General features: G+C 34.2%; 21 protein-coding genes, 1 pseudogene and 3 other annotated features. Of the genes and pseudogenes, 6 read left to right on the forward strand and 16 right to left on the reverse strand.

Annotation, left to right across the window (positions count from 1 at the left end; all coding sequences use genetic code 11):
* Positions 1–2 precede the first annotated feature (2 nt).
* From AAIE21_RS01295 to AAIE21_RS01310, 4 genes are all read right to left on the reverse strand, one after another.
* The gene (locus AAIE21_RS01295; RefSeq protein ID WP_343265126.1) at positions 3–1,025 is read right to left on the reverse strand and encodes a FecCD family ABC transporter permease; all 1,023 of its coding nucleotides are present in this window, start codon (positions 1,023–1,025) and stop codon (positions 3–5) included.
* Complete coding sequence (locus AAIE21_RS01300; RefSeq protein ID WP_343265127.1) at positions 1,018–2,025, reverse strand: FecCD family ABC transporter permease; 1,008 nt, start codon at positions 2,023–2,025, stop codon at positions 1,018–1,020. Before AAIE21_RS01300 ends, AAIE21_RS01295 begins: the two co-directional genes overlap by 8 nt.
* A 19-nt stretch (positions 2,026–2,044) precedes the next feature.
* Positions 2,045–3,013: an iron-hydroxamate ABC transporter substrate-binding protein gene (locus AAIE21_RS01305; protein WP_343265128.1), complete on the reverse strand. Its 969-nt coding sequence runs from the start codon at positions 3,011–3,013 to the stop codon at positions 2,045–2,047.
* 304 nt (positions 3,014–3,317) lie between these two features.
* Entirely contained in the window at positions 3,318–4,076 is a 759-nt protein-coding gene (locus AAIE21_RS01310; RefSeq protein ID WP_343265129.1) for an exodeoxyribonuclease III, read from the reverse strand.
* A gap of 182 nt (positions 4,077–4,258) precedes the next feature.
* On the opposite strand from AAIE21_RS01310, the gene AAIE21_RS01315 reads away from it, so the two are divergent.
* The 3 genes from AAIE21_RS01315 to AAIE21_RS01325 are packed head-to-tail and all read left to right on the forward strand — an operon-like array spanning position 4,259 to position 6,493.
* The gene (locus AAIE21_RS01315) at positions 4,259–4,867 is read left to right on the forward strand and encodes a bifunctional transcriptional activator/DNA repair enzyme AdaA (RefSeq protein ID WP_343265130.1); all 609 of its coding nucleotides are present in this window, start codon (positions 4,259–4,261) and stop codon (positions 4,865–4,867) included.
* Positions 4,857–5,387 carry a methylated-DNA--[protein]-cysteine S-methyltransferase gene (locus AAIE21_RS01320; RefSeq protein ID WP_343265131.1) on the forward strand — a complete coding sequence of 177 codons (531 nt, stop codon included), beginning with the start codon at positions 4,857–4,859 and terminating at the stop codon, positions 5,385–5,387. The genes AAIE21_RS01315 and AAIE21_RS01320 overlap by 11 nt, the downstream gene beginning before the upstream one ends.
* Positions 5,388–5,389: 2 nt before the next feature.
* Positions 5,390–6,493 carry a DNA glycosylase gene (locus tag AAIE21_RS01325; RefSeq protein WP_343265132.1) on the forward strand — a complete coding sequence of 368 codons (1,104 nt, stop codon included), beginning with the start codon at positions 5,390–5,392 and terminating at the stop codon, positions 6,491–6,493.
* 38 nt (positions 6,494–6,531) lie between these two features.
* Here AAIE21_RS01325 and pepT read toward each other — a convergent pair whose 3' ends face one another.
* From pepT to AAIE21_RS01340, 3 genes are all read right to left on the reverse strand, one after another.
* Positions 6,532–7,764 (reverse strand): peptidase T, encoded by a 1,233-nt coding sequence (gene pepT, locus AAIE21_RS01330; protein ID WP_343265133.1) that lies wholly within the window; start codon positions 7,762–7,764, stop codon positions 6,532–6,534.
* Between the two features lie 274 nt (positions 7,765–8,038).
* On the reverse strand, positions 8,039–8,686 hold the full coding sequence (locus AAIE21_RS01335; RefSeq protein WP_343265134.1) for a 2OG-Fe(II) oxygenase: 648 nt from the start codon (positions 8,684–8,686) through the stop codon (positions 8,039–8,041).
* A 317-nt stretch (positions 8,687–9,003) separates the two neighbouring features.
* Positions 9,004–9,390, reverse strand: coding sequence for a VOC family protein (locus tag AAIE21_RS01340; protein ID WP_343265135.1), 387 nt, complete (start codon positions 9,388–9,390; stop codon positions 9,004–9,006).
* A 248-nt stretch (positions 9,391–9,638) separates the two neighbouring features.
* Here AAIE21_RS01340 and AAIE21_RS01345 point away from each other — a divergent pair, with 248 nt between their 5' ends.
* Both AAIE21_RS01345 and AAIE21_RS01350 read left to right on the forward strand, forming a co-directional pair.
* Positions 9,639–10,829, forward strand: coding sequence for a DUF2515 domain-containing protein (locus tag AAIE21_RS01345; protein WP_343265136.1), 1,191 nt, complete (start codon positions 9,639–9,641; stop codon positions 10,827–10,829).
* On the forward strand, positions 10,726–11,205 hold the full coding sequence (locus tag AAIE21_RS01350) for a CBO0543 family protein (protein WP_481858646.1): 480 nt from the start codon (positions 10,726–10,728) through the stop codon (positions 11,203–11,205). The genes AAIE21_RS01345 and AAIE21_RS01350 overlap by 104 nt, the downstream gene beginning before the upstream one ends.
* A 190-nt stretch (positions 11,206–11,395) precedes the next feature.
* Here the strand turns inward: AAIE21_RS01350 and AAIE21_RS01355 are convergent.
* From AAIE21_RS01355 to AAIE21_RS01375, 5 genes and pseudogenes are all read right to left on the reverse strand, one after another.
* Positions 11,396–11,527: pseudogene (locus AAIE21_RS01355) on the reverse strand (HAD hydrolase family protein); the annotation flags it as partial.
* Positions 11,528–11,543: 16 nt separating this feature from the next.
* Positions 11,544–11,966, reverse strand: a complete 423-nt coding sequence (locus tag AAIE21_RS01360; RefSeq protein WP_343265137.1) for a YfmQ family protein — start codon at positions 11,964–11,966, stop codon at positions 11,544–11,546.
* Between the two features lie 33 nt (positions 11,967–11,999).
* Entirely contained in the window at positions 12,000–13,433 is a 1,434-nt protein-coding gene (gene pdxR, locus AAIE21_RS01365; protein WP_343265138.1) for a MocR-like pyridoxine biosynthesis transcription factor PdxR, read from the reverse strand.
* A gap of 340 nt (positions 13,434–13,773) precedes the next feature.
* Positions 13,774–13,968 carry a hypothetical protein gene (locus AAIE21_RS01370; RefSeq protein ID WP_343265139.1) on the reverse strand — a complete coding sequence of 65 codons (195 nt, stop codon included), beginning with the start codon at positions 13,966–13,968 and terminating at the stop codon, positions 13,774–13,776.
* 469 nt (positions 13,969–14,437) lie between these two features.
* Positions 14,438–15,829 carry an amino acid permease gene (locus AAIE21_RS01375; RefSeq protein WP_481858647.1) on the reverse strand — a complete coding sequence of 464 codons (1,392 nt, stop codon included), beginning with the start codon at positions 15,827–15,829 and terminating at the stop codon, positions 14,438–14,440.
* Positions 15,830–16,471: 642 nt separating this feature from the next.
* Positions 16,472–16,732, forward strand: a binding site (T-box leader).
* 49 nt (positions 16,733–16,781) lie between these two features.
* Positions 16,782–17,026, forward strand: a binding site (T-box leader).
* Positions 17,027–17,084: 58 nt separating this feature from the next.
* Positions 17,085–17,337: a binding site (T-box leader), on the forward strand.
* Between the two features lie 114 nt (positions 17,338–17,451).
* Between AAIE21_RS01375 and brnQ the strand changes: the two genes are divergently transcribed.
* Positions 17,452–18,816: a branched-chain amino acid transport system II carrier protein gene (gene brnQ, locus AAIE21_RS01380; protein WP_343265140.1), complete on the forward strand. Its 1,365-nt coding sequence runs from the start codon at positions 17,452–17,454 to the stop codon at positions 18,814–18,816.
* Between the two features lie 459 nt (positions 18,817–19,275).
* Here the strand turns inward: brnQ and AAIE21_RS01385 are convergent, their stop codons facing one another.
* The 4 genes from AAIE21_RS01385 to mutL all read right to left on the reverse strand — a co-directional run bounded on the left by AAIE21_RS01385 (position 19,276) and on the right by mutL (position 25,443).
* Positions 19,276–21,384 carry an LTA synthase family protein gene (locus tag AAIE21_RS01385; protein ID WP_343265141.1) on the reverse strand — a complete coding sequence of 703 codons (2,109 nt, stop codon included), beginning with the start codon at positions 21,382–21,384 and terminating at the stop codon, positions 19,276–19,278.
* A gap of 587 nt (positions 21,385–21,971) precedes the next feature.
* Entirely contained in the window at positions 21,972–22,238 is a 267-nt protein-coding gene (locus AAIE21_RS01390) for a glycosyltransferase (protein ID WP_343265142.1), read from the reverse strand.
* A gap of 71 nt (positions 22,239–22,309) precedes the next feature.
* Positions 22,310–22,912, reverse strand: coding sequence for a hypothetical protein (locus AAIE21_RS01395; protein ID WP_343265143.1), 603 nt, complete (start codon positions 22,910–22,912; stop codon positions 22,310–22,312).
* Positions 22,913–23,505: 593 nt separating this feature from the next.
* Complete coding sequence (gene mutL / locus AAIE21_RS01400; RefSeq protein WP_343265144.1) at positions 23,506–25,443, reverse strand: DNA mismatch repair endonuclease MutL; 1,938 nt, start codon at positions 25,441–25,443, stop codon at positions 23,506–23,508.
* Between the last annotated feature and the right edge of the window lie 2 nt (positions 25,444–25,445).

Genomic DNA, 25,445 nt, shown 5'->3' on the forward strand with positions numbered 1-25,445 from the left:
TCTTACGCCTTTGCTTTATATAACAAATATAAGAAATATGGTACACCAACAATTGAAATTACAATTCCAACTGGTAACTCTGCAGGTGAAAAGATTGTTTTCGCTATAAAGTCCGAAGTAATCACAAGTAGCATTCCAATTACGCCGCATACAGGAATTACATGATTATGATGGATTCCAACCAGACGTTTCGCAATATGTGGTGCCATTAAACCAATAAACCCAATGCTTCCTGAAACAGAAACACATGCACTCACTAATCCAATACTGCTTAATAATAAAATAGATTTTTCTCTTTCTACGGAAACTCCTAAACTCGTTATACTTGACTCTTCCAATTGAAATAAGTCAAGCAAATACGCTTTTCTTTTGATAATTGGAACTAAGATAATGAGCCATGGCAACATAGCAATAATATATTTCCAGTTTGCATTATATATACTTCCTGAAACCCACACAGCAGCCATTTCAAAGTCAGTTGCTTTCATTTTCAATGATAAATACATAGAAAACGCTCCGAACCCTGATCCTATCGCAATCCCTGTTAGCAAAAGACGCTGTGAATCTAATTTTCCATTTCTCCAAGAAAACATATAAATTAATATAGCAGCACCTAACCCACCGACTAGACCGAACAATGGCATCATCATGATAGAAATCCAATCTGTGCTTTTTATTTGTCCTTGAAAGAAAAACATAAAAATCACAATTGCAATCCCCGCTCCTGCATTAATCCCTAAAATACCAGGATCAGCTAAACCATTTCTTGTAACCCCTTGAATAACAGCACCGGCAATTCCAAGACCTAATCCTACTAATCCTGCGATTACAATTCTCGGAAGCCTAAAATCAAATATAACTAAATCGTGTTCAGGTACAGGATCAATTCGAAATAACGTTCGAAATACATCTGTAATCGTAATATCAAATGTACCATTCGTTAAACTAATATAAATTGCGCTCAAAATTAAAAATATGATAATACCCATTGTTATTACATAACGCGACAGTGAACCTCTAAGCATGCCTCTCTCCTCCTCTTGTTCTAATTAAATAAAGGAAGAAAGGAATTCCAATTAATGACGTAACGACCCCTATTGGTGTCTCAAATGGATAATTTACAAATCTACTTAACACGTCACATAAAGCTAGAAAAACTCCACCAATTACACCAGCGCACGGTATAATCCATTTATAATCTACCCCAATTAAAAAGCGAGTAATATGAGGAATAATTAGACCTACAAAACCAATTTTCCCAACTAAAGCAACCGCAGTTCCTGTTAAAAATACAACAGATAGAATTGCAGCAGCTTTTACAAGCTTTGTACGTTGTCCTAAATTAATAGAAACCTCTTCTCCTAGCGAAAGAATCGTAATAGATTTTGAGATAAGAAGCGCCAATATAATACCGGCTACCCCAAAAGGAATTGCCAATTTAAGTATGTTGGGATCCACTTGATGTAATTTTGCGTTATACCAAAAACTAATGTTTTGCGAAACTTGAAAATAAGAAGCAATTGCAGCAGAAATACTACTTAAAAATGTCCCTATAACAGTTCCTATAATTGCCAACCTGACTGGTGATAATCCATTTCGAAGTAATGAACCAAAACCAAAAACAATTCCAGCTCCTAATGCTGAGCCTAGCATAGAACATAGAATCATATTTATTGAAGACATTCCCGGAAGAAATACCATACAAATTGTAATCACAAAAGCTGAACCATCTGTCACACCCATAATAGAAGGGGATGCAAGATAGTTTCTTGTCATCCCCTGCATAAGTGCTCCTGATATGGCTAGAAATGCTCCGACTAATAGAGCTGCAACTACCCTTGGTAAACGAGAAGTAATAATAATGTTATGATTTACATTGCCTGAATCGAAATGAAATAGTGCATTCCAAGTTGTTCCAAAATCAATATTCTTCGCCCCATATAAAATTGAAAGCATAATTGTAAGTAAAATAAGTATGGGTGCTAAGCATAAAATTATCATTGGTACTGCATTTATTTTCCGCATATCATTCAACGCACCTTACTTATTTAGATAAATTTTTCACAGCTTCTTTTAAGAATACTGTTTTACTCCAAGCAGTACCGCCTTGTGCCATTGGATCAACAGAATTTACAAATACTTTTTTATCTTTTACAGCTTTAATGCTTTGCCAAATTGGATTACTTTGTAAATCTTCTAATACTTGTGGTTTATCCTTATTCTCGCTCTCTTCAAATTGTAAGAAGATATAATCCGGATTGCTCTCAGCTAATTTTTCTAAAGAGATTGCTTCTTGCGCTTTTACAGCTTTAATTTCTTCTGGAACAGTTAATCCTAAATCTTTATAAATAACTGGGTTGAAGTACACGCCTTCTGGGTAAAGATACAAGTTACTAGCTCTTAGTCTTATTACAAGAACCTTTTTATCTTTTAATTTATCACCAATTTGTTCTTTTGCTTTTGCTGCATCATCTTTATAATCTTTAATAATTTTTTCTGCTTTATCTTTTTTACCAGATAGTTCCCCCATTAGCTTTAAGTTATCTTCCCAATTTGTTGAAATATGTGATACTGGGAATGTTGGCGCTATCTTTGTAAATTTTTCAGCTGCCTCTGGTGGGAATTTTGTGCTAGATGTAATTACATCTGGTTTTAATTGAAGTAACGTTTCAAAATTCGGTTGCATTTTCTCACCAACAGATTTTGCCCCTTTTAAATCTTCTGCTAAATACTTAGGTAATTCTCCACCTACTGTAATGGCTCCTACTGGCTTAATACCAAGTACCGCTGCATCTTCCATTGACTCCAAGCTAGCCGTTACAATGTTCTTTACTTTTGCAGGTACTGTATATTCTTTCCCTAAATATGTAATCTTTTGTTTCTCATCTTTCTTCGTTTCAGTCGCTTGTGATTCTTGTTTTTGTTCTCCTGAACTTTTATCTGCGCTGTTACATGCTGCGAGACCTACGCTTAATACTGTAACCATTCCTAGTGTGAATAATTTCTTGTTCATGTTTATAATTACTCCTCTCTAAATTAACAACCTTTAAATATATTATTTTAATGAACTTCTATTTCTATTTATGTATCGCCTTACAATACATCTATTTAAAATTAAAATTCATTTATTTCACTTCCCCTGATAATAAATTATCTTCTATCCTTACCATGTGATAATCATTATCATTGATAATGATTATCGTTGTTAATTATATAGCTATAAACACATTATTTCAAGAATTATTTGAGAAATTTTAACAAAATAAATAAAAAAAGTCGTATCTATCTTGAGAATAGATACGACTTTTTGATTTTTTCTAAAGTTCCATATTCAATTCTACAGGACAATGATCTGAACCCATTATTTCACTATTGATTTTCGCATCAACAATTTTATGTTTTAATCTTTCAGAGACAACAAAATAATCCAAGCGCCAACCAATGTTTTTTGCTCTTGCATCCATACGATATGACCACCATGAATAAGCCTCTTCTCTATCAGGATATAAATAGCGGTATGTATCGATAAATCCTTCATCCAAAATCCGGGTGAACTTTTCTCTTTCTTGATCTGAAAACCCTGGATTTTTCCGATTTGTTTTTGGATTTTTCAAATCAATTTCTTTATGTGCCACATTTAGATCCCCACAAAGAATAACTGATTTCTTTTTATCTAATTGTTTAATATACGATAAAAAATCTTCCTCCCACTTCATGCGATAATCTAAACGTTCTAAGCCTCTTTTCGCATTTGGTGTATAGAGCGTTAGCATATAAAAATCTTCAAATTCTAATGTAATGAGTCTTCCTTCTTGATCATGCTCTTCAATCCCTAAGCCATATGTAACAGAAAGCGGTTCTTTTTTTGATAAAATAGCAGTTCCTGAATAACCTTTTTTCACAGCATAATTCCAGTACACATGGTACCCTTCAGGATTTAGATCAATTTGTCCACTCTGCAATTTAATTTCTTGCAAACAAAAAATATCCGCATCGACTTCCTCTAAGTATTTTATAAAACCACCTTTTGCAATAACTGCTCGTAAACCATTTACATTCCACGAAATAAATTTCACTTTTTGTTCCTCCTCTTGCTGCTGTAGCATGATATCATACTCGCTCTATATTTTTATTTTCTGCTTACATGCTAACACAAAATATAACGTCTATCATTTTCACCTTTGTAATCTTGCTCTTACATTCATAAATACGTACATGCGTACTTGTTTCAGGATATACTAATTTCGGAGGTGATTCCATGCAAAATGAGAGATTACAATTCGAAACAAGTGTAAATCATTTGACGGATGAACACTGGCAAGCGATTATACACAACGATACTTCTTATGATGACAAATTTTTTTACGCCGTAAAGACCACAGGTATTTTTTGCCGCCCATCATGTAAATCTAGAACACCTAACAAAGACAATGTACGAATTTTTCTCAATGCAAAACAAGCACTATCCGAAAAATTCCGTCCTTGCAAACGTTGTAAACCAAATGGATTAAAGTTACCTAATGAAGATTGGGTAACTCAAATTATAGAGTACATTGATAAAAATTATCACGAACCATTAACTCTTGAAATACTTGCAGATATGTGTCATGGCAGCCCCTATCATTTACAGCGTACTTTTAAGCGAATGAAAGGCATCACTCCGCTAGAGTATATACAACAATTAAGGATTTCCAAAGCTATGCAGTATCTTACAAATACAAATCAAACAATTATAGAAATAGGTTTTGCTGTGGGTATAGCCAACACTGCACATTTTGCAACATTATTTAAAAAGAAAACAGGGTATACCCCTACTGAATATCGAAAAATGAATCATACAAGCGAGGGAAAGTACAATGGAATCTAAAACAAATCAAATTATATATTGGACTCTATTTGTTCACGAAAACTGGCATATGTATATTGCCGCAACATCAACAGGATTATGCTTTGTAGGATCTCAAGATCAAACTTTTGAAGAATTAACCACTTGGGCGAAAAAACGTTTTTCAAAGCATACTTTAGTTCAGAATCCCTTAAAGTTACAACCATATGTTCAAGAACTAGAAGAGTATCTAAAAAAACAACGGGAAATCTTTACATGTCCGATTGATGTTCACGGAACTCCTTTTCAATTAGCTGTTTGGAATGCATTACGTGAAATTCCTTATGGAAAAACCTATTCCTACTCAGATATTGCACAGCTTATTCAAAAACCAAAATCAGTACGTGCTGTAGGCACCGCTATTGGAGCCAACCCTTTACTAATTACAACCCCTTGCCATCGTGTGATTGGAAAGAATGGGAAACTATCTGGTTTTAGAGGTGGACTAGCAATGAAAAAAGAATTGTTAACATTAGAAAAAAATATTACTGTAGGTGGTTGAAAATGAAAAATGTTACAATTCCTCTTAAATGGGATGCCCCTTATTTTATAGGTAACAAAACCAAAAAAAACTACTGCTTCCCTTGGTGTAAACAAAAGCAGTCCCCAAGAAACAATCGAAAATTTAAATCTAGAAAAGAAGCGGAACAAACTGGTTATCAGCCTTGTAGAAATTGTTGTCCAGCTCTTCCATATAGAGCATGGCAAGACGATGAGGAAAGCATAACAATAATTGTTCCGAAAGAATTTAGCTTTAAACAAAATTTACACTATCTTTCACGCTCCAAAAATGAATGTATGTTTCACATTGAAAATAACAAAATTTATAGAGTCGTTCCGCTTGAGGGAGAAAACCCGTTAATCGAGACCAGTGTAAATGATGAGGGAAACATACATGTTTGCTTTTTAGGTGATGAGACGCCGCCTGAGAAGTGGGTTCGTGCTACAGTAGCGAGGTATGTAAGAGAATGGTTTGATTTGGATACGGATTTAACCCCATTTTATGATGTAGCAAAAAACGATGTACTTCTGTCTAAACCAATCGACGAATATTACGGACTTCGTAATATGGGAATTCCTGATTTATTTGAGGCACTTTGCTGGGGTATTCTTGGTCAACAAATTAATCTTACATTTGCCTATACATTAAAAAGACGATTTATTGAATCCTTCGGTGAACATATCGAATGGAATGGACGGAAATATTGGATATTTCCAACACCAGAGGTTATCGCCAATCTAGCAGTAGAAGATCTAGCAGAATTAAAAATGACCGTAAGAAAATGTGAATATCTTATTGGTGTCGCAAAACTCATGACACAAGGTTACCTAAGTAAAGACTTGTTCATAAACAGCGACCTAAAAAATGCTGAGAAAACATTAACCGACATACGTGGTATTGGACCATGGACAGCAAATTATGTTTTAATGCGTTGTCTAAGATTTCCTTCTGCTTTTCCAATTGATGATGTTGGTCTACATAATGTCATTAAACGTTTAACAGGATCAGAAAATAAACCAACAAAAAAAGAAATAAGGGAGTACGCTTCAGCATGGAAGGATTGGGAATCCTATGCGACCTTTTATTTATGGCGAGTTCTGTATTAAAATCCGGGTAGTAATCAATAACTATCCGGATTTCTTCTTTATGCCTGCTCTTCAAACAATCGTGCTATTTCTATAATAACCTGAACAGCCTTTTCCATATTATCTACAGAAACGTATTCAAATTTACCGTGATAGTTTTCCCCACCAGTAAAAATGTTTGGCGTTGGCAAGCCCATATATGATAATTGAGATCCATCGGTCCCCCCGCGGATTGGTTGAATATTCGGTTCGATATCTAAATTTTTCATCGCCTCATATGCAATATCAACAATTTCCCTGACCGGTTCAATTTTCTCAAGCATATTATAATACTGATCATTCATTTCAAGAATAATATTTTCCTCACCATACTTCTCTTGCATCTGCTTCGTAATATTCGTAATTTTTTCTTTACGAGCCTCAAAGTTTTCACGTTCAAAATCTCGAATAATGTAATGTGATTTACTTTGTTCAACATCACCATTTACAGAAATGAGATGGTAGAAACCTTCATATCCCTCTGTATATTCTGGTGCCTCTTCTCCTGGTAACTGCGCATGAAACTCCATCGCTAACTTACTTGCGTTGAGCATTTTATTTTTTGCCGTTCCAGGATGCGTATTATTTCCTTTAAAAGTAAGTTTTGCACTTGCAGCATTGAAACTCTCATACTCCAATCCTCCAAGTGGGCCTCCGTCCATTGTATAAGCGAAAGATGCTCCAAAAGCCTTCACATCAAAGTGAGATGGTCCACGGCCGATTTCTTCATCCGGCGTAAATGCTACTCTTATCTTTCCGTGTTTAATTTGTGGGTTATGTAATAAATAATTCATAGCAGTCATGATTTCTGTAAGGCCCGCTTTATCATCTGCCCCAAGAAGCGTTGTTCCATCAGTTGTGATTAAAGTATGACCTTTATATGATGGTAATTCTGGAAATTGTTCTGGTGTTAAAACGACATTCAATTCCTTATTCAATGTAATTGCCTTACCATCAAAATCTTCATGAATTTGTGGTTTTACATTCTTCCCTGTAAAATCAGTTGCTGTATCTAAATGAGCTAAAAAACCAATTACAGGAACATCTTTATCCGTATTCGCAGGAAGTGTTGCCATGACATAACCATTTTCATCCATCGTTACTTCTGTCAACCCAATTTGTTTTAATTCTTCAACTAGTAATTTTCCAAATTCAATTTGCCCCGGTGTTGATGGTACTGTATGATTTTCTTCATTCGATTGTGTATCTACCTTCACATATCTTGTAAATCTTTCTATAAGCTCTTGTTTCAAATTATTTCACTCCTTTTTCATAAATCTCTCTTTATTATAATCCTCATAGCGAAATTTTTTAAAGTTTTTGACTGCAATGTAGTTTGGAAGGAAAGTCGTTAAATTTACTTATTACAACAATTCTTATTAACAAACCTATAGGTATATTTTATGTACATGAAATCTGATTCCTCCCACCTAACTTCTTTGCTTCCGCTGAATTTTGAGGTAGGAGTATTACTGTCCGTTAACGCGGGATAAAAACGTATCAAAAAACTCGTAATCGAATGGTACCTTACAGCAAAGCTCTTCTTCTCATCCATTGCGTAGCAACCCATTTTTCACCTTTGATAACAGGTGCACCGCCATGAAGTGTCAGTTCATTTAATGATTTATCATTATAAAAGTATTCAAAGTATACAGCTGAACCTTTTTTCGGAGCTATGGAAAGATCAAGTTTTGGAAAATATGTTTCTCCGCCTTCTTCTACATCGTTTAAATACATTACAAGCGTACTAATACGATTGTTTTCTGCTGCTCTGCTATGTTCTGCAAAGTAATCATAGTGTGCTTTATATTCTTGTCCAGGGGTATATTTTAAAATATGAAGACCCTCACCATGTTCGACAGGAATATTCATAATCGAAGACACTCGCTTTTCAATTTTGGCAACGATTTCATTTCTTTCTAAAAACGTACCGCTACTTGTTCGGATGTTGTTTACTTCGCGAGAAGCGCCGATTTTCGAACGTTTCATTGAATATTTCGATAATTCAATTAACGATTCACATTCTTCATCACTTAATACATTTTCTAAAACGACAATAAGAGGCTCTTCTATTCTTGAAATAATTTGTATTTCCCTGCCTTCTGTCACAATAGTATCCCCTATATGGTTAAAAATCGTTAATTCTTTATTTTCATCTTGATTTTTCATTGTCATTTCCCCTATCTCCATTAAAAAATAATTAGATAGCATTAATATATCATATTTTCTTATCATTCACCCTTTAATAAAGATTACAATAATTAACATTCTAGTATACTATAATGACTGAAAAAAAGAGATGTAATTTTAAGTACTTTAGTGAAGAAAAAGACAGACCACATTAGTGCAAATTTATAAACATATAAATCTTCACTCACAAAAAATATTGGAGTCTATTTTGAAGACAATATCATCAAAATAGACTCCAATATTTAGATTGTTATCAAGTAGAAACTTGAACAAACACCCGCTTTTTTATAACTATCCTATCTTTATTTATCTATATGCATAAGTACAATTCTCCATCCATCAGGATCTTCTATTGTAACGCCTTTTTCTTTCCAGTATGAATTTTCTGGTTCAACTTCACCATAACCCATTGCATGTAACCTGTTCGTTACTTTTTCAATCTCAGCTTTATGAGTCATATAAAATACAAGTAGATTATCTTTTGTTGGAGCTGGGCATGGACTGCCACTCTCATGCCTTGTAAACTCTAGATGGTATTCTGCATCAGGCAATCCAAACATAACTCCATCATATCCATTCTTATGAAACTCACCTATCCGTTTTAAGCCTAATCCTTCTTCATAAAATGCAATAACTTCTTCAAATTTATCTGTTGGGCGTGCAATTCTAAACCGAACCCAATTCTTCATACCTTCGCCTCCCCATAAATCCTCGTTGCATCCTTATCTACTACTATAAAAAAGTCCAACATTTATTAAATCCCCCATTCGTATGAAAAGGAAGTAGTACAAAAGACTTATCGCGCTTATAGTAAAGAACATTACACTGTTCATACCACAAGAAAACAATTCACATGTATTCAGAGTGTATGTAATAAAATGATGATAACCGTTTTATTAAACTTTTTTAGAAATTCATGTTGACGGAGGGAAATAAAATGGATGAAAACAACCGAAAAAGGAAATGGAACGGGTCTTCCAAAGCGATCCCACTTTTTCTTTTAGAGGTAAAAAATGAACTAAAGAAAAAAAGTAAAAATAGTACTGCTTCCTTTAAAAAGGCAGCAGTAACCATAGAAGAGAAAATGCTTATTTATAACATTACAGAGCAAACAAAACAACTAAACAAAAATAACGTGACGAGAACACGTGCCTATTATCAGTTTTACCTTCAGCATCCTGAAATACACTGGGCTTTGCTTGGACATATGGTATCACGTAATGGCGGTTGGAATATGACAGATTTAAAAGGAGATTTATACACAAGACTGTTATCAGAAAAAGATCAGCTTATCTACTATTCTTTTTTAGAACGGGGAAACTGGTTAATCTTTCAAGATGTGTATCCACAATTTTTACTATATGAACAAAGCCTGAAAAGATCGAAACCTTTCTTCTACCTTCTCCCCTATCTCAATGTCTCAACGTTTATGGAAACAATGTGGAACTATTTTTTGAAAACGGGTGATCACTATACATTAGCTATCGCAACAATTATTAATGAACAAAGCTATTTAGAAAAAAGAGTCATTCAAAATAATCACTTTAAAAAGACCGTACTAAATAGTATTGGATTTAAACTCTTTGACTTCTTACGTTTTAATCACATCCTTTTTCCATACTATGAAGATGGGACTAAACAAAAAACATTGTTATTTGGTGATACAATGAAACACTTTACCTCCTTACATGAACGAATTCTGCTAGGTAAACGATTATACTCTCTATTGTTTCGCAACGAACATACGTTATCCAAAGTAATAAATTGGGCTCACGATCGTCCACATACTGCTTCACGAAAAGACTACTGGCCTCATTTGTTTTCCGATGTAAACGAGTCATTTTCCCGTGAATTTTATAAACGCAGAATAAAGAACTGTCAACTTAGAAAAGATGCAAATCGGTTATATAGTCCTCAATTAATATATACATGGATAAATTTGGAACATGAAGAGGCAGAAAAAGGGGACTGGTTTGAAGACTGGCGTATTATAGACTATTTCATTGATAAAGGAGAAAACACAAATGGAAAGATTGAGAATGACTATTGTAAAACGATGGAAAAAATCGAACTTGCAATCCTTACGAAAAAAAACATCCTTCTCAGAGAAGAAGAAACAGAAGAGTAATTACCTCGCATTTATAGTCACAATCATTTTCTCTTGTTTCATTGGAACATATTTAGACTATCTATTTGTGAGTAAACAAATGTATGCTTTTCCAATCAGACCATTTCCAACTGTTTTTTCGGTAAATATCGCTTTTACATTATTCATATTGCCGATTTTTACCACTTTCTTTTTACATATCGCAAAGAATTTTTCTACATTTTCAAGAATTCTATTTATTATACTGATTGGCATTAGCGCAAGTATATCGGAACAATTTGCTGAAAGTTTAGGATGGTTTACTCATAGTGAAAACTGGTATCATTCTTATTCTTTCTTCGGATATATGATTTTCATGGTTTTTATGTGGAAGATTTATCGTTGGCTACAATACTAAGTAATGGCTGTAGATTAACAAAAGCATTGCTACTTTATAAAGAAAAAGCAAATTAGAAACTAACTTCTAATTTGCTTTAAAGGTTTCTTATTAAGTCCCTTGTATTTCTAGATTCTATGTCTGATAACTTAATAATTTTTTCAATAATACATTGTTCATTACTCTGTAGGCTCATAGATGCAACGGAGCGCTATATTTTATGCTCACCAATACAAACTCCCTCTTTCGTATGCAAAAACATTGGTACATCATTTGCATCGTTACCGAAAGCGATGAATGATCCTTCTCTATATAATTCGTCTTTATAATGCGTTTTAGACTGTCCCTTTGACCATTCGTTAAACTACATCTCCCGCTACTAAAATAGCACGATTTTGAAGTGTTTTTGAGCGTAGGCTATACGCAATCACTTTCTTCTTATATTGTTTAATCACATCAACGTGATCATCGAAACTATAAATCGAAAACCTAACATCCTGTTTTCCTCTCTTTGTCTCAATCACCAATGGAATTCCATCGCGCTGTGGCGGAAAATAATATTTCTCTAAAAATATCGCTTCGTTAAACTGATTAATTATTTGAATTTTATCTTCCCCTTCTAAGCGTTTTCCATCAACAGTTACAGTAGCAAATTCCTCATTAAGTTGTGGATGTAGTTCAAACCTACTGACTAAAGATTCCACAACAGAGGTTGGAATGCTTGAAACTAATATTTTAAGACCACCAAAAAGAGCTAACATAACTATAAACCAGGTCGTCATATTTTATCATCTCCGTTACATTGTAAATTCATATTATCGACTGTTATTTAAAACCTCCGCAAATCTTGTAATACCTAAATTTATGAGGTCCTTGTTCGCTCTTCCAAAAGTAAAGCGCACATACTCTTTTTTCGAACCTAGAACACTTCCTGGAACAAAAGCTACCCCGTTTCGCATCGCACTCCCTAATAAATGGTATTCCTGAAATGGATCCTTCACTTTACACCACAAATGGATTCCACCCTCTGGGACAAAAAGTTCAACCCGCTCGTCTAACAGTTCACTGAGAGTGGTGATCATTTGATCCCTTCTCTGTTTCAGTTGTTCCCGAAGCATAGAAATATGCGCATGAAAATTTTCTGATTCTAAAAATTGATTCGCTATCCATTGAGGAAAGACACTATGTCCAAAATCTACTTGCTGCTTTGCATCTGCTAAACGCTCAATGACCCGAGGTGGACCAATCACCCATCCAATTCGCAATCCAGATGCTACGATTTTCGATAATGAACTAATATATAGAACATTTCCATTCGTATCCATAGCCTTTAAGGTTGGATTAACTTCTCCATTGAAAGAAGTTAATCTATAAGGATCATCTTCCACAATTGGTATACCAAATTCAGATGACAATTCCAAAATCCTTTTGCGACGAGACAATGAAAGGATCGTTCCGGTTGGATTTTGATAATCTGGATTTAGAAATACCATTCGAATTCGGTGTTTTCTGTGTAAATCTATCAAATCATCTGGATTCATGCCATGTTGATCCACAGGTAAATGGAATATTTTTAACCCGGCAGATTTAAACATCGGAAGCGAAAAACAATAAGATGGATCTTCAATCGCAATTGCATCTCCCGGTTTAAGCAAGCATTGAACGATAAGATTAAGTGCTTGCTGCGCCCCTGATGTAATTAAAATAGAGCGTGGCTCAACATCGATATTTTTATATTTATCCACGTGTGAAGAAATCGTTTCCCGTAACTTTTCATTTCCTTGCGGATGATCATACCCTAGATTCTCCATAAATATTTGTTCTGAGAGAATCCTGCGAAACTGGTCAGCAGGAAACAAATCCCGTGACAACTCACCACTTGCTAAATTAATCAAATCATCCTTTTGTGTTTCCATTCGAATTTGTTGAACTAGTGGTAGATTCGGAAGGAATGAACCATCTTCTACATACCTCCCCCAGTTTGGCGTACGTTTACGTGATACCCCCCATATATCTGTGTTTACACGCGTTCCGCTTCCTTTTTTTCTCTCTACTACCCCAAGCGATTTTAGTTCCTCATATGCTGCTACTACCGTACTTCTGTTTACTTGTAACTCTTTTGCTAAAGTACGTTCCGAGGGTAACATACTATCTGAGGAAAATTCTCCTGAAGAAATTCCCTGTTCTATATAGTCAGCAATTTGTTTATAGACTGGTGTTTTATCTGCACGATTGGGTCTCCATTCCATCTAATCCCCTCCCCTTATCAGCAGTCTTTTTATTGATTGAAATTGAAATAGAATTAAAATGTTAACCTTTGTTTGTTATATACTAAGTATTTCCCTGTGTGAATTTAGCATAGTTTTCCCTATTCATTCCCAGCTATGAAGATATTCACTCATTCTACAGTATGAATTGTAGTAACTAAACATATATACGAATTGAAGGCCCCTATTGTACATTCACATATTGAGGAATAGAGCTTCTTTACGTTAAAGAGTGATGGCCCTCTATCCCTATAAAAAGAATAGTGTTAAAAAATAAACATTTCATTTCATTCAGGCCACCTACTTATCGAAAATAGAAAGGCTACAAAACAGCAACTGCATACCACGTAACTCCTATGAGAAGACTTAAAAGTAGGACGATATAAATAGCAGACAAGTTCGTCACATTCTGCTTCGTAGACTGATCGTAATTATCCTCCACGTTTCTTGCAACTAACATCGTTCCTAAAAGTGATACAATTACAATAATAATAACTAATGAAATTGCAAATTTCATTGACTTTCTCCTCTCTAAAACCAGTCTATTTGGACAGAAAATCGAATCGTTCAACTTAAAAATTTTTATATTTTTTGGATGAGAACATAATCAAGATACTTAAAGCATACTATCTTTCTCTTTTATAATAAGGGATGTTTATTCAAAAAGGACCATCCACTTCCACAACTTTTTGCTCATCCACTTTACGAGTAAAAAGTAATTGCTACCACTAAAAATTAAAGTAAAACCTTAATCAGTGTGTGGCCTTCATTCCTACCTAACTCCTTTTCCTTCGCTGAATTTTTGAGGTGGGGGTCCCGCAAATAGCGGGACAAAAAGAACAATACAAAAAAGCAAACAACCTAATGAGTCTTTCTCACCGGTTGTTTGCTTTATATTAGCTCTATAATTCATTTGAGCTTCTTTATACCTACATCAAAAATTTTTAATGTTATTAATTAGAGAAATGTTAACCAAACGAAGCAAATTAACGGTTAACCACTTCGTTCTCTGTTTGAACATCTACTGGAACACGTTTTCCTATTCCAAAAGCATAAAAACTAATGACAACGATCGCTAGGAAAACAATACCTACAATAAGTGAAATTCGTGTATCTTGATTGAACCACATACCGATTAATACCATAACTAAAAAGGCAATCGTTACATAATTTGTAACAGGCGCAAAAGGCATTTTGAACGGATGATTTTCCATTTCAGCTCCTTTTGCTTTTCGGAATCGAATTTGACTAATCAGAATGACAAACCACGGAACCATACCAGGAAGTACACTTGCACTGTATACATACACGAATAAGTTTTTTGGTGCAATATAACTTAAAACAACACCAACTGCTAAACCAATCAACACACCAACCGTGCCAAATAAAGGCACACCATTACGGGAAATTTTTGTGAAGTATTTTGGTGCTTGTCCATTCACCCCTAATGTATAAAGCATGCGACCTGCACTGTAAATACCACTGTTACAGCCAGACATTGCAGCTGTGATTACGACAAAATTAATCAATCCAGCAGCTGCTGTAATCCCAATTTTCGCAAAAGTCGCTACAAACGGGCTACCAATTGAATTTAGTTGATCCCAAGGATAAACAGTTACAATAACAAAAATTGCACCAATATAGAAGATTAAAATACGCCAAATTGTACTTTGAATTGCTTTCGTTAACGTTTTTTTCGGATCTTTTGCTTCACCAGCTGTAATTCCAATTAATTCAACGCCTTGGTAAGCCCCCACAACTAGTGATAGCGCAAAGAAGAATCCTGACCAGCCACCCGTAAAGAAGCCGCCGTTTTCCCAAAGGTTCGATAATCCAATCGCATTCCCTCCGTTACCAAGTCCAAAGAAAATAAGTCCAAATCCTGCCATAATCATCAACACAATGGTAACGATTTTAATCATCGCAAACCAAAATTCAAATTCACCAAATGATTTAACAGAAATTAAATTCGCCGCACCAAGAATCACCATTGTGATGATACCTGGCACCCAAGCAGGTAGATCCGGGAACCAGTACTGCATGTATGCCCCAACTGCTATAATTTCTGACATCCCAACGATAACCCACTGGAACCAGTTACTCCATGCCGTCATATACCCCGCTAATGGGTGTATATACTTATGACCAAATGTCGCAAATGAACCTGTACCTGGCTCTACATACAACATTTCTCCCATCGCACGCATAATGAAAAATATAAAAACCCCGGCAATTGCATAAGCAAGCATTACCGATGGGCCTGTCCACCGAATCGTGCTGGCTGATCCCATAAATAAACCAACACCAATTGTACCCCCTAAGGCAATCATTTGAATATGACGCGCTTCCAATCCCCTTTTTAGTTCTTTATTTGCCACTCTACTTCCTCCTCATCCACAAATCATCAGCGAAATATGATACTACAATTCCTATTAGATAACAAAATGATAAAGCAAGCGTCATTTTCTCTCTTTTAAAGCTGCTCTAAAATCATTCCTAACAATTAGAACAAATCCCCCTATCTTCCTTCCTTCATAAAATTACTTATTTTATAATAATTGATTTATCTGAAAAATACAATTACTTTTCTTGGAAATTAATATAGATTAATCGATTAGGGAATACTAAATGTATTAGTAACAAACAGCAATATTTTCACTATTTAAATTACCAATAAATATTTTTTAAATATAGAAAATTTTTAGAAATAGTTACTCGCCATTTATCCTAAGACTAAATATCAACATCTCTTTTCTTTCTTATTGTGTACTCCAAGAAAATATGGAAATACCGAATGAACTCTTAGAATGAAGCAATTTTCCTTAACCGTAAAAATCATAGGAATAGTCTGCTAAATTTAAAAACACTAGACTAGTATTTTTATACATAGGAATCTCCCCTTCCAATCAAATCCTAACAATATGAAATAATGAGTTGTTTTAAAAAATGTATTGACAGAATAGCTTATATTTTTTTATAATCCGTTATAACAACTTAAGCAAATGTAATTTGTCATGATTTTATCTGCGATGAAGAGGAGAGTAGATGATTAGGAGCGTATCAGAGAGCTGCCCCACGGCTGAAAGGGTGGTAACGGTCGAATCATTGAAGGTAGCCTTGGAGCTTTACTTGTGAAATAGCTATTTCATATCTAGATTAGTAAGTAACGGTTGGTCCCGTTAGCAGACCTAAGTTTAATTTTATTCGTTAAACTTATAAAGCCTGTTTTTCGTGAGGGAAATAGGGAAATTGGGTGGTAACGTGATACTTTCGCCCCAATATTTGATTTTCAGAATCAAATATTGGGGCTTTTTTATATGAATTGAATACATAACGGCGTTGAAAAGAAGGAGTAAAAGAGAATCCTCATACACAGAGAGTCGTTCCACTGGCTGAGAGAACGATTATGAGCCCCCTTTGAAGGTAGTCTTGGAGCTTTGCTTTTGAAAAATTGTATCTAGTAAAAAGCAACGATATAGTTCTCGTTATCGAACTAAAGTTATAGAACTTACTGAGTCTATTTACCGTGAGGAAATAGAAAAGTTGGGTGGTACCGTGATAATCTTGCCCCAACATTTGATTGATTTTTCAGGAATCAATTAAATGTTGGGGCTTTTTATATAAATCGCATACATAACGGCGTTGAAAAGAAGGAGTAAAAGAGAATTCTCATAAACAGAGAGTCGTTCCACTGGCTGAGAGAACGACTATGAGACCTCTTTGAAGGTAGTCTTGGAGCTTTGCTTTTGAAAGATAGGAAATTTTATCCAGCGAAAAGCAACGATATAGTTCTCGTTACTGAACTAAAGTCATATTGACTTACTGAGTCTATTTACCGTGAGGAAATAGAAAAACTGAGTGGTACCGCGATAATCTCGCCTCAGCAATCAAGCATCTTATGCGTATTTGATTGTGGAGGTGAGATTATTCTATTTTCTACGTAAGAATTAAATTAAAAAAGTCATAGAAATTAAAAAGATGAAAGCAGGAGGAATAAAAAATGAAAAGTTTTTCAATGAAAGATAACTTATATATCGGTCTTATGTTATTCGCTCTATTTTTTGGAGCAGGTAACCTGATTTTCCCTCCTTCCTTAGGACATGCCGCTGGAGCAAATATTTTGGAAGGAATGATGGGGTTCCTTATTACTTCAGTTGGTCTACCAATATTAGGTGTAACAGCTATTGCTAAGTTCGGAAGTTTACAAGCATTAACCAATCATGTACACCCAAAATTTTCAATTACCTTCACACTCATAACATACTTATGTCTAGGGCCATTCTTAGTTATTCCACGTGCAGGAAGTGTAGCTTTTGAAATGGGGGCTGTTCCGTTTCTTCCACATGAGTTAAAGACCCAAAGTTTATCGCTTTTTATTTATACCATTCTTTATTTTTCTTTTAATTTTTGGTTATGTCTAAACCCTTCTAAATTATTTGATCGAATTGGTAAAGTTTTAACTCCCATTATACTAGGAATTATTGCGATTATATTTATTCAAAGTATATTACATCCAATTGGAGAATACGGAATACCATCTCAAAAGTATGAACATACCGCCATATTTAAAGGCGTTATAGATGGTTACTTAACAATGGACGCTTTATCTGCTCTTCTTTTTGGAAGTGTTGTTATTACAGCAATTAAAAAAAGAGGTATCCATGATTCAAAAAAGATAACGCAAATTACTATTAGGACGGGGATAATCGCAGGTATTTTTTTAGCAATTATTTATCTGATGCTAGGGCATTTAGGAGCTACTAGCCAGTCTTTGCTTCCTCCAACTGAAAATGGTGGGCTTCTTTTAACGGTTGTGACTACTCATTTATTCGGGAATTCAGGTAGTATCCTATTAGGGTTAGTATTTACTCTTGCTTGCTTAACGACATCCATTGGCCTTATCACTTCTTGTGGTCAATATTTTTCTAGAATTATACCGTATTTTAGTTATAAAACATGGATTGGAATTCTTTGTTTCATTAGTATGTCTCTTGCTAACCTAGGTTTAACTCAAATTATATTATTTTCTGTTCCAATATTAACTGCTATTTATCCTTTAACCATTGTTTTAATTATTTTATCTTTCTTCCACAAATATTTTAAGGGATACTCATCTGTTTACATAGGTAGTTTAGCAGGAACAGCTTTCATTAGTATCGTTGATGGTTTGAAGCAAAGTAGCATTGAAATACATGCTATCGAAACACTTTATCATTTTATTCCATTATATACGTTGGGAATGGGTTGGATTTTACCTGCAATATTTGGAGCTTGTGTAGGTTATTTATGGGGAATATTAAGAAATGATTATTTTTACCATAATGAATCAGAGGTACAAAATGATAAAATGTTATCTACTAAGTAAAAGAAAGGATGCCTTTATAGGGCATCCTCTTTATGTGTACAAACAGTTACTTACTTGCACACTTTTTTACTATTACTGACCCTTGATTTGGCTGCTTCATTATTTACATCCAGTTCTTATAATAAAGTGAAACTTTAATCAGTGGAGGTTTTCTTCATCCCCACTGATTATTAGCCCTTATCAATCGGGCTTTTACGGGCAGTTGATCCCCCACCTATCTTCCCCGTTTTTCTCTGAATTATTTCTCAAATTCTGAGGGCCTTATTATAACGCTCGATTTAAGTAATTTTAAAACAGATAAAAATCCACATATTTCTCACAAATCAATCAATAAAACGATTACATTTTAATTTATACTAAATGTACAGGTAATACTCCCTAATTAACCCAGCTTGTCTGGTTACCCCGTTAAATACTATAAAAAAAGAACTTGTATCGTATACAAGTTCTTTTTTTCACTTATTTGAATAATATGTCCTTACTATATTGCTTTCCAGCAAGTAAGTCATATTGAATAAGTTTATATTGCTCTAACATTTCTTTTTGTTTATGCGTTAAATCTTTTATTTCTTCTCCATTTTTATCGACCTTTAAATCATCTTTAAGCACTGGTATTTCTTTGTGTAGTTCCGATAAAAACTGATAGAATGGTGATTTATTTAATCCAGCATAATCAAGAACAAGATTTGAAAAATAAATCGGACTTACTAATCCTAAGTTATCATTTGGCAAATCAAAGTTTGCATACATTAGTAATGGCGTTTCTAACATAATTAATTTTTCACTTAAAGTTTCTTCATTTTCTATATATCCAGCCTCTTTATAAATAGCCTTATTCGTTCCTAACACTGGCAAGTGATCCCCAAAGAAGACTAATAAAGTAGGTCTTTCTAACCCATTAAGCTGTTCTATTAAATATTGTAGAGCTTCATCGGAACGCCTTACACCTTCCGTATAGATTTCTAATTCTGCTTTTGATTCTTCATTTGTTAATCCACTAACTTCTATTTTATTTTCTTCAAACCGCCCTGGATTATATGGAAAATGATTTTGCATCGTCACCGCATGAATAAATGTAGGCTGTTTTCTCTTATTCAATTCATCTATTATTTCTTTACTCATAGATAAATCACTAATATTGTCTCCAGCTAATTCTTTATTTTTCATCGTATCTTCTGCATTAAAGTTATCAAATCCAAATGTATTATATACATCGTCCCGTTTATAAAACGCTCGATTAAAAGCATGAATTGCACTCGCATAGTACCCTTGCTTTTTCAATTCACTTGCGATGGATGGAATTTCTTTCTGACTTGTAACAGCTTGTTGATATGGTATAGAACCAGGCATTAACAAACTCATTGAATAACTCGTTAACGCTTCAAATTCTGTATTCGCTGTATTTCCCCCAAATGTAGGAGCTACTGTTTGTCCACCTGGAAAATTCTCAATATAATGATGTAAATTCGCCACCGGATCTTCACTAAATGAAAGGTTCGTTAGTTTTGTAGGATCCCAAAAAGCCTCGCTCATAAGAAATATAATATTCGGTTTCTCTGCTTTTTTTTGTTCTCCCACATTATCGCCATATTGTTTCTTTATATCCTCTGCAATTTGAAGCATATTTTCTTTTGAATATTCTTCTGGTTCCTGTATGACCGTTGTATCTAAGTTACTTAAAAACCCCAAAACCAAACCATTTTGACCATAGTTCATATTTTGATTCCACAAAGGGAAGTATATCCCCCCTTTTGCAAATAACTTATTCACAAATGTATTAGGATAATTACTAAACGAATATACCATAAACACGGATGCACATATTAAAACAATCCTCATACTAATATGGATTTTTATAGATTTAATGTGTTTTCGAATATAAAAAACTACAAATATAAATAAAGCTATACTAATGATTACTATCAATATATTTTTCAAACTAAAATAATCCATAACCATCGGTATAACGGACTGCATATGCCCGATTTGTGTAAAGTCAGACGGATAAAGCGGCTCTCCTCTGAACATACTTTTGAAATAATTAACAATCGCTAGAATAATTAAAGAACAACTAGTTAACATCACACTTAGTAAAATTTTACCAATTAAATTATAAACTAAAACATACACCATATAAATGAATACCAAGCTGAATAGGTACTGTGCATACTGCAAATAAATCCAATTATTCACAAGTAAAAAATTCATATTTTCTTGTATGAATATATAAAGCCAAGCTATTAAATGAGCTATTACAAACAATAAAATATGAATTCTTATAGCTGGTCTAAGTCTATTGATCATCCCTTTATTCAAATAAACACTAAAAAATAGTATGCTCCATAAAATTATAGTAACTATACTTAATGTGATTCCCTCATTAAAAAATAGCTTAGTCTTCTCTAATTCGAAATAGCCTAGCGTGATAAAAAACAACGTTTCTAAAAAAATGGTCCACATTCCGCTAATAATGAAAGAAAGTAATGGGCTCTTTCTTGCTTGCTGAACAGAAAAATTAAAACGCAATTCATTTCTTCTTTGTTTCTGAGCTACAAAATCCAAATGCAATTTATTTCCTCTTTTCTTTTCGTTTCTTTGTTTCACCCCGCATCAGTAAAAACATTATACTCTCAATCTTCATATCTATTTTTATTATACAGATATAACCTTAAATACTCCTTAAAAAATAACACTTCTTCTTATTTTTTACAACCTGATAGAGTCGAAAAAGTGCAAGAATACTGTATCTACAAACTATATCGAGAGTGTTGCCAAACTAAAATAAACATGCAATGTTATGAATCAAAAAAACTATGTAAAATCGATTGACTTTCCTCAAAAGTGGTTATCATACTAGTAAATCCGTCCTCTCTGGAGATAGTTTGGAATACTATCATTTTTCCAGGAAGACGGATTTCTTTATGCATTCATCTTTGATATTTATGAGTTTTGCAACACCTTCTTTATGATTGAAATTAAATCCACCTGATTTCCCATATCTTTAATAAGTTTCACCTATTTAGTCTCTGCTTGTACAGCTTTTGCATCATCAGTATTAAATGGCTGATCTTCTCCATAAAGATAACTTTTCTCCGAACACAAAAGCTTAATTCAGTCATGCAATTTGTTAATCCTTACGTGTATAACCCTTCTCATTACTTAACTATTTCACAGATTAAATCAACTAATTGAGTAGTTCCCTCATTATCTTTCCTTCTATAATCATTCATATTTTGAATATATCTTTCTCTGTCTTTATATAATTGATTTATCGAATTAATAAATTTGTAGTCTGTTGTATCTTCTTGAAGTAATACTTCAGTGTAACCTGAATGCCTGAAATATTCCGCATTTATAATTTGATCTTCTCTACTAGAGCCACTAGTGAGCGAGATTAAAAGCATCGGCTTTTTCAAAACCAAAAAGGATTATTCCATATCCTTCTTTATTGTAATAAACAGATTTATTACAATAAACTAAAAATCACGATTTTTTAAGAACAAAAAGTAGTAGTAATATTTAGTGTCCATCCTATAATAGAACCTTCAAATACAACAAAGTCATCAAATACAAAGAGATTCCATACACCATTTGGATCTATTCCATTGAAAACACTTAAAGTCGATCCATATGGAGGTGGTGGTGCTGGAGAAGGAAAAGTATCTATAAGTATAGGATCAATACCAAGATAATTAGTTGGTTGAAATGTACCAGAGACGATTTGGCTTTCGTCAGGAAGTAAAGTTTGTGCGTAATCGTTAAAATTTAATATAACACTATTAACCTCGAACCCACCTCCCGCATCCGCCATAAGAATAACGCTTTGCCCTTGTGGTCCTACAAGCAAGATATCAACATCATCAGGGAATATATGAGTCAGGCCAATTAATGTCACTGTAACTTGAGTAACCTCACCGGATAAACCTGTAACATGAATACTAGATGGATATGGTATTGCTGGGCCTTCGGATGGTAGAACAATTGGGGACAAATTACTAAATGTAGCTGTGGAAACAGCGCAAGGAGTAGATATAGGATCAGGAGTAGGACAAAAAACAGAAAGAAGTTTGCAAATTTTTCTAATAAATGGATACAAAAAATTTACCTCACTTATCTATACTATTATATTTAATTCAAAAAAAGTGATTTCGTTTCTTATACTTGTCCCATTTATAAAATACTTTAAGTAATTTATTTAGTTTTGATAATTGCAATTATGTAAACTAAATTTGTATACAGTATACATGTGAACTTTGGGATCTAACTTGTTTTTTAATAAATTAATTATTTTTCATATTTCTTTACTTTCGTACATTTCTTATAACAAGGGTGTCATACAGTAAAAAGAAAGCTTATCTTGATTTTAATTTTAACTCGTAAGGTGAGTCCCCCCATATTTCTACATTCTTTGAACGCTCTTCTTTCAAACCTTTCATTGAAATGACAAATAATACTCTACACGTTACCACAAAACATAGAACCTATAAATTATGGATAATTAACAAAAAGCATGACATAAAATTGTCATGCTTTTTTGCCTATTAAAACATTCTTTTCCCACATTATTTTTTCAGTATATTAACGTAAAAACTCATTCAGTGGTATTTTTTCATTCTTTATACTAACTTTAAACAGTACAAACAATTTTCTTTACCCAGTAGCAGACTTTTTTCCCTTTGGACAGCTCCCCTACATAACCCTCTTAAACATCTTCTCCAATTCATAAGTAGAATGATGCACCAGAATCGGTCTACCATGCGGACATGTATAAGGATTCGTCGTTGTACGCAATTCTTCAAGTAAAGCAAAAATTTGATTGTTCGTTAAATATTGATTTGCTTTAATCGATGCTTTACAACTCATCATAATCGCTGCTTCTTCACGTAGTTTTTTAATATCAACTTTTTTTAACTTTACGACTTGCTGCATGATTTCATCGATGATTTCTGTTTCCTGTCCTTTTGGAAACCACGTTGGATGCGAACGAACAATAAAGGATTGATGGCCGAATTGTTCTAAGAATAACCCGACCTTCTTCAATTCCTCTAATTGTTCTTCGACACGTAAAAATTCAGTAAGAGATAAATCGATACGATATGGTACAAGTAATTCCTGCACTTCTTGCGTAACTTGCCCGACTTTATCACGGAAATATTCATAATTGATACGTTCTTGCGCTGCATGCTGGTCAATCATATATAATCCTTTATCATTTTGAGCGAAGATATAAGTTCCGTGCATTTGCCCAATTGGATAAAGCGGTGGTAAATCATTACCATTCATTTCAATCTCTTTGATTTCTTGAATTTCTTCTTCTAGTTCCTCTAATTCAAAGTCCTCTTCACTACTATCCCATTCTTTTGCTTCTTGAACACTTGCTTCTATTATCGGTTTAGAAGATGGCTGCCAGCTTTCTGCTTCTCTTACTAATGACTGTGGTGGCTGCCATTCTTGCTTCGACTGTTGCCAAAGCTGCGGCACTGGATTTACTTCTTCTTCTTTCTTTTCATCCATTCCAGTTGGTAAGACAATGTTAGGCATAGGTGGTTCTTTGGCCTTTGTATGCTCAAAATGGAATTGTTCTTGCACACTTTGATCTTTTTCTTTTTTCTTCGTTGTCACGCCAGCATCTGGAATTAGCTGGATCTTTTTAAAGGCGTCTTGCAACGTCTTTTCAATTAATTGCAGTAATTCCTGTTCTTTACTGAAGCGTACTTCTAATTTAGCTGGATGAACGTTAACATCCACTAGCATTGGATCCATCTCAATTGATAAGAACCCAATTGGATAACGGCCAACTGGAAGCAATGTGTGATACCCTTGCTGAATAGCTTTCATTAAGACATAGTTACGAACGTAACGGCCATTTACAATCGTTGACATGTAGTTACGAGAGGCTCTTGTTACTTCAGGCAACGTTACATAACCACGAATCGTAAAGTCTAATGATTCCACTTCAATTGGAATAAGCTTTTTCGCAACTTGAATACTATAAATGGCTGCGAGTACTTGTCTCACATCACCATTTCCTGATGTGTGAAGCAATTTTTTCTCATTATGAAACAGTTTCAAAGATACTTCTGGATGCGACATAGCAATGCGATACACAATATCTGTAATATTCCCAAGCTCTGTATGAATTGTTTTCATATATTTAAGGCGCGCTGGTGTGTTAAAAAACAGGTTTTGAACCGTAATATCCGTTCCTTTACGGCTCGCTGTTTTTTCCTGTTTTATAATGTCTCCACCTTTAATAATAAGGTGTGTACCTGGTGCGTCTCCTGTACTTGTGATTAACTCTAATTCACTAACAGATGCAATACTCGGTAATGCCTCACCGCGGAAACCGAGCGTCCGTATGCGAAACAAATCATTTTCATCTTTAATTTTGCTTGTTGCATGGCGCTCAAAAGCAACAATACAATCTTCTTCAGCAATACCATCTCCATTATCGATGATGCGAATTTTCGATAATCCTGCTTCTTCTAAGTGGATTTCAATAGATGTACTATTCGCATCGATGGAATTTTCCACAAGTTCTTTTACAACGGATGCGGGTCGTTCTACTACTTCCCCTGCTGCGATTAAGTTAGAGAGTTGATCATCGAGTTTGCGAATTTTCCCCATCT

The sequence above is a fragment of the Paenibacillus sp. 102 genome (genome assembly GCF_039549175.1).
Classification (GTDB): domain Bacteria; phylum Bacillota; class Bacilli; order Bacillales; family Bacillaceae_G; genus Bacillus_A.

Bases quoted from the DNA above. Each gene is read 5' to 3' on its own strand.
- AAIE21_RS01345 (WP_343265136.1), top strand. From the start codon at position 9,639: ATGGATGAAAACAACCGAAAAAGGAAATGGAACGGGTCTTCCAAAGCG.
- pdxR (WP_343265138.1), bottom strand. From the start codon at position 13,433: ATGGAATGGAGACCCAATCGTGCAGATAAAACACCAGTCTATAAACAA.
- AAIE21_RS01320 (WP_343265131.1), top strand. From the start codon at position 4,857: ATGGAATCTAAAACAAATCAAATTATATATTGGACTCTATTTGTTCAC.
- AAIE21_RS01315 (WP_343265130.1), top strand. From the start codon at position 4,259: ATGCAAAATGAGAGATTACAATTCGAAACAAGTGTAAATCATTTGACG.
- AAIE21_RS01300 (WP_343265127.1), bottom strand. From the start codon at position 2,025: ATGCGGAAAATAAATGCAGTACCAATGATAATTTTATGCTTAGCACCC.
- AAIE21_RS01295 (WP_343265126.1), bottom strand. From the start codon at position 1,025: ATGCTTAGAGGTTCACTGTCGCGTTATGTAATAACAATGGGTATTATC.
- AAIE21_RS01335 (WP_343265134.1), bottom strand. From the start codon at position 8,686: ATGACAATGAAAAATCAAGATGAAAATAAAGAATTAACGATTTTTAAC.
- AAIE21_RS01360 (WP_343265137.1), bottom strand. From the start codon at position 11,966: ATGACGACCTGGTTTATAGTTATGTTAGCTCTTTTTGGTGGTCTTAAA.
- mutL (WP_343265144.1), bottom strand. From the start codon at position 25,443: ATGGGGAAAATTCGCAAACTCGATGATCAACTCTCTAACTTAATCGCA.
- brnQ (WP_343265140.1), top strand. From the start codon at position 17,452: ATGAAAAGTTTTTCAATGAAAGATAACTTATATATCGGTCTTATGTTA.
- AAIE21_RS01370 (WP_343265139.1), bottom strand. From the start codon at position 13,968: ATGAAATTTGCAATTTCATTAGTTATTATTATTGTAATTGTATCACTT.
- AAIE21_RS01305 (WP_343265128.1), bottom strand. From the start codon at position 3,013: ATGAACAAGAAATTATTCACACTAGGAATGGTTACAGTATTAAGCGTA.
- AAIE21_RS01325 (WP_343265132.1), top strand. From the start codon at position 5,390: ATGAAAAATGTTACAATTCCTCTTAAATGGGATGCCCCTTATTTTATA.
- AAIE21_RS01350 (WP_481858646.1), top strand. From the start codon at position 10,726: ATGGAAAGATTGAGAATGACTATTGTAAAACGATGGAAAAAATCGAAC.
- AAIE21_RS01340 (WP_343265135.1), bottom strand. From the start codon at position 9,390: ATGAAGAATTGGGTTCGGTTTAGAATTGCACGCCCAACAGATAAATTT.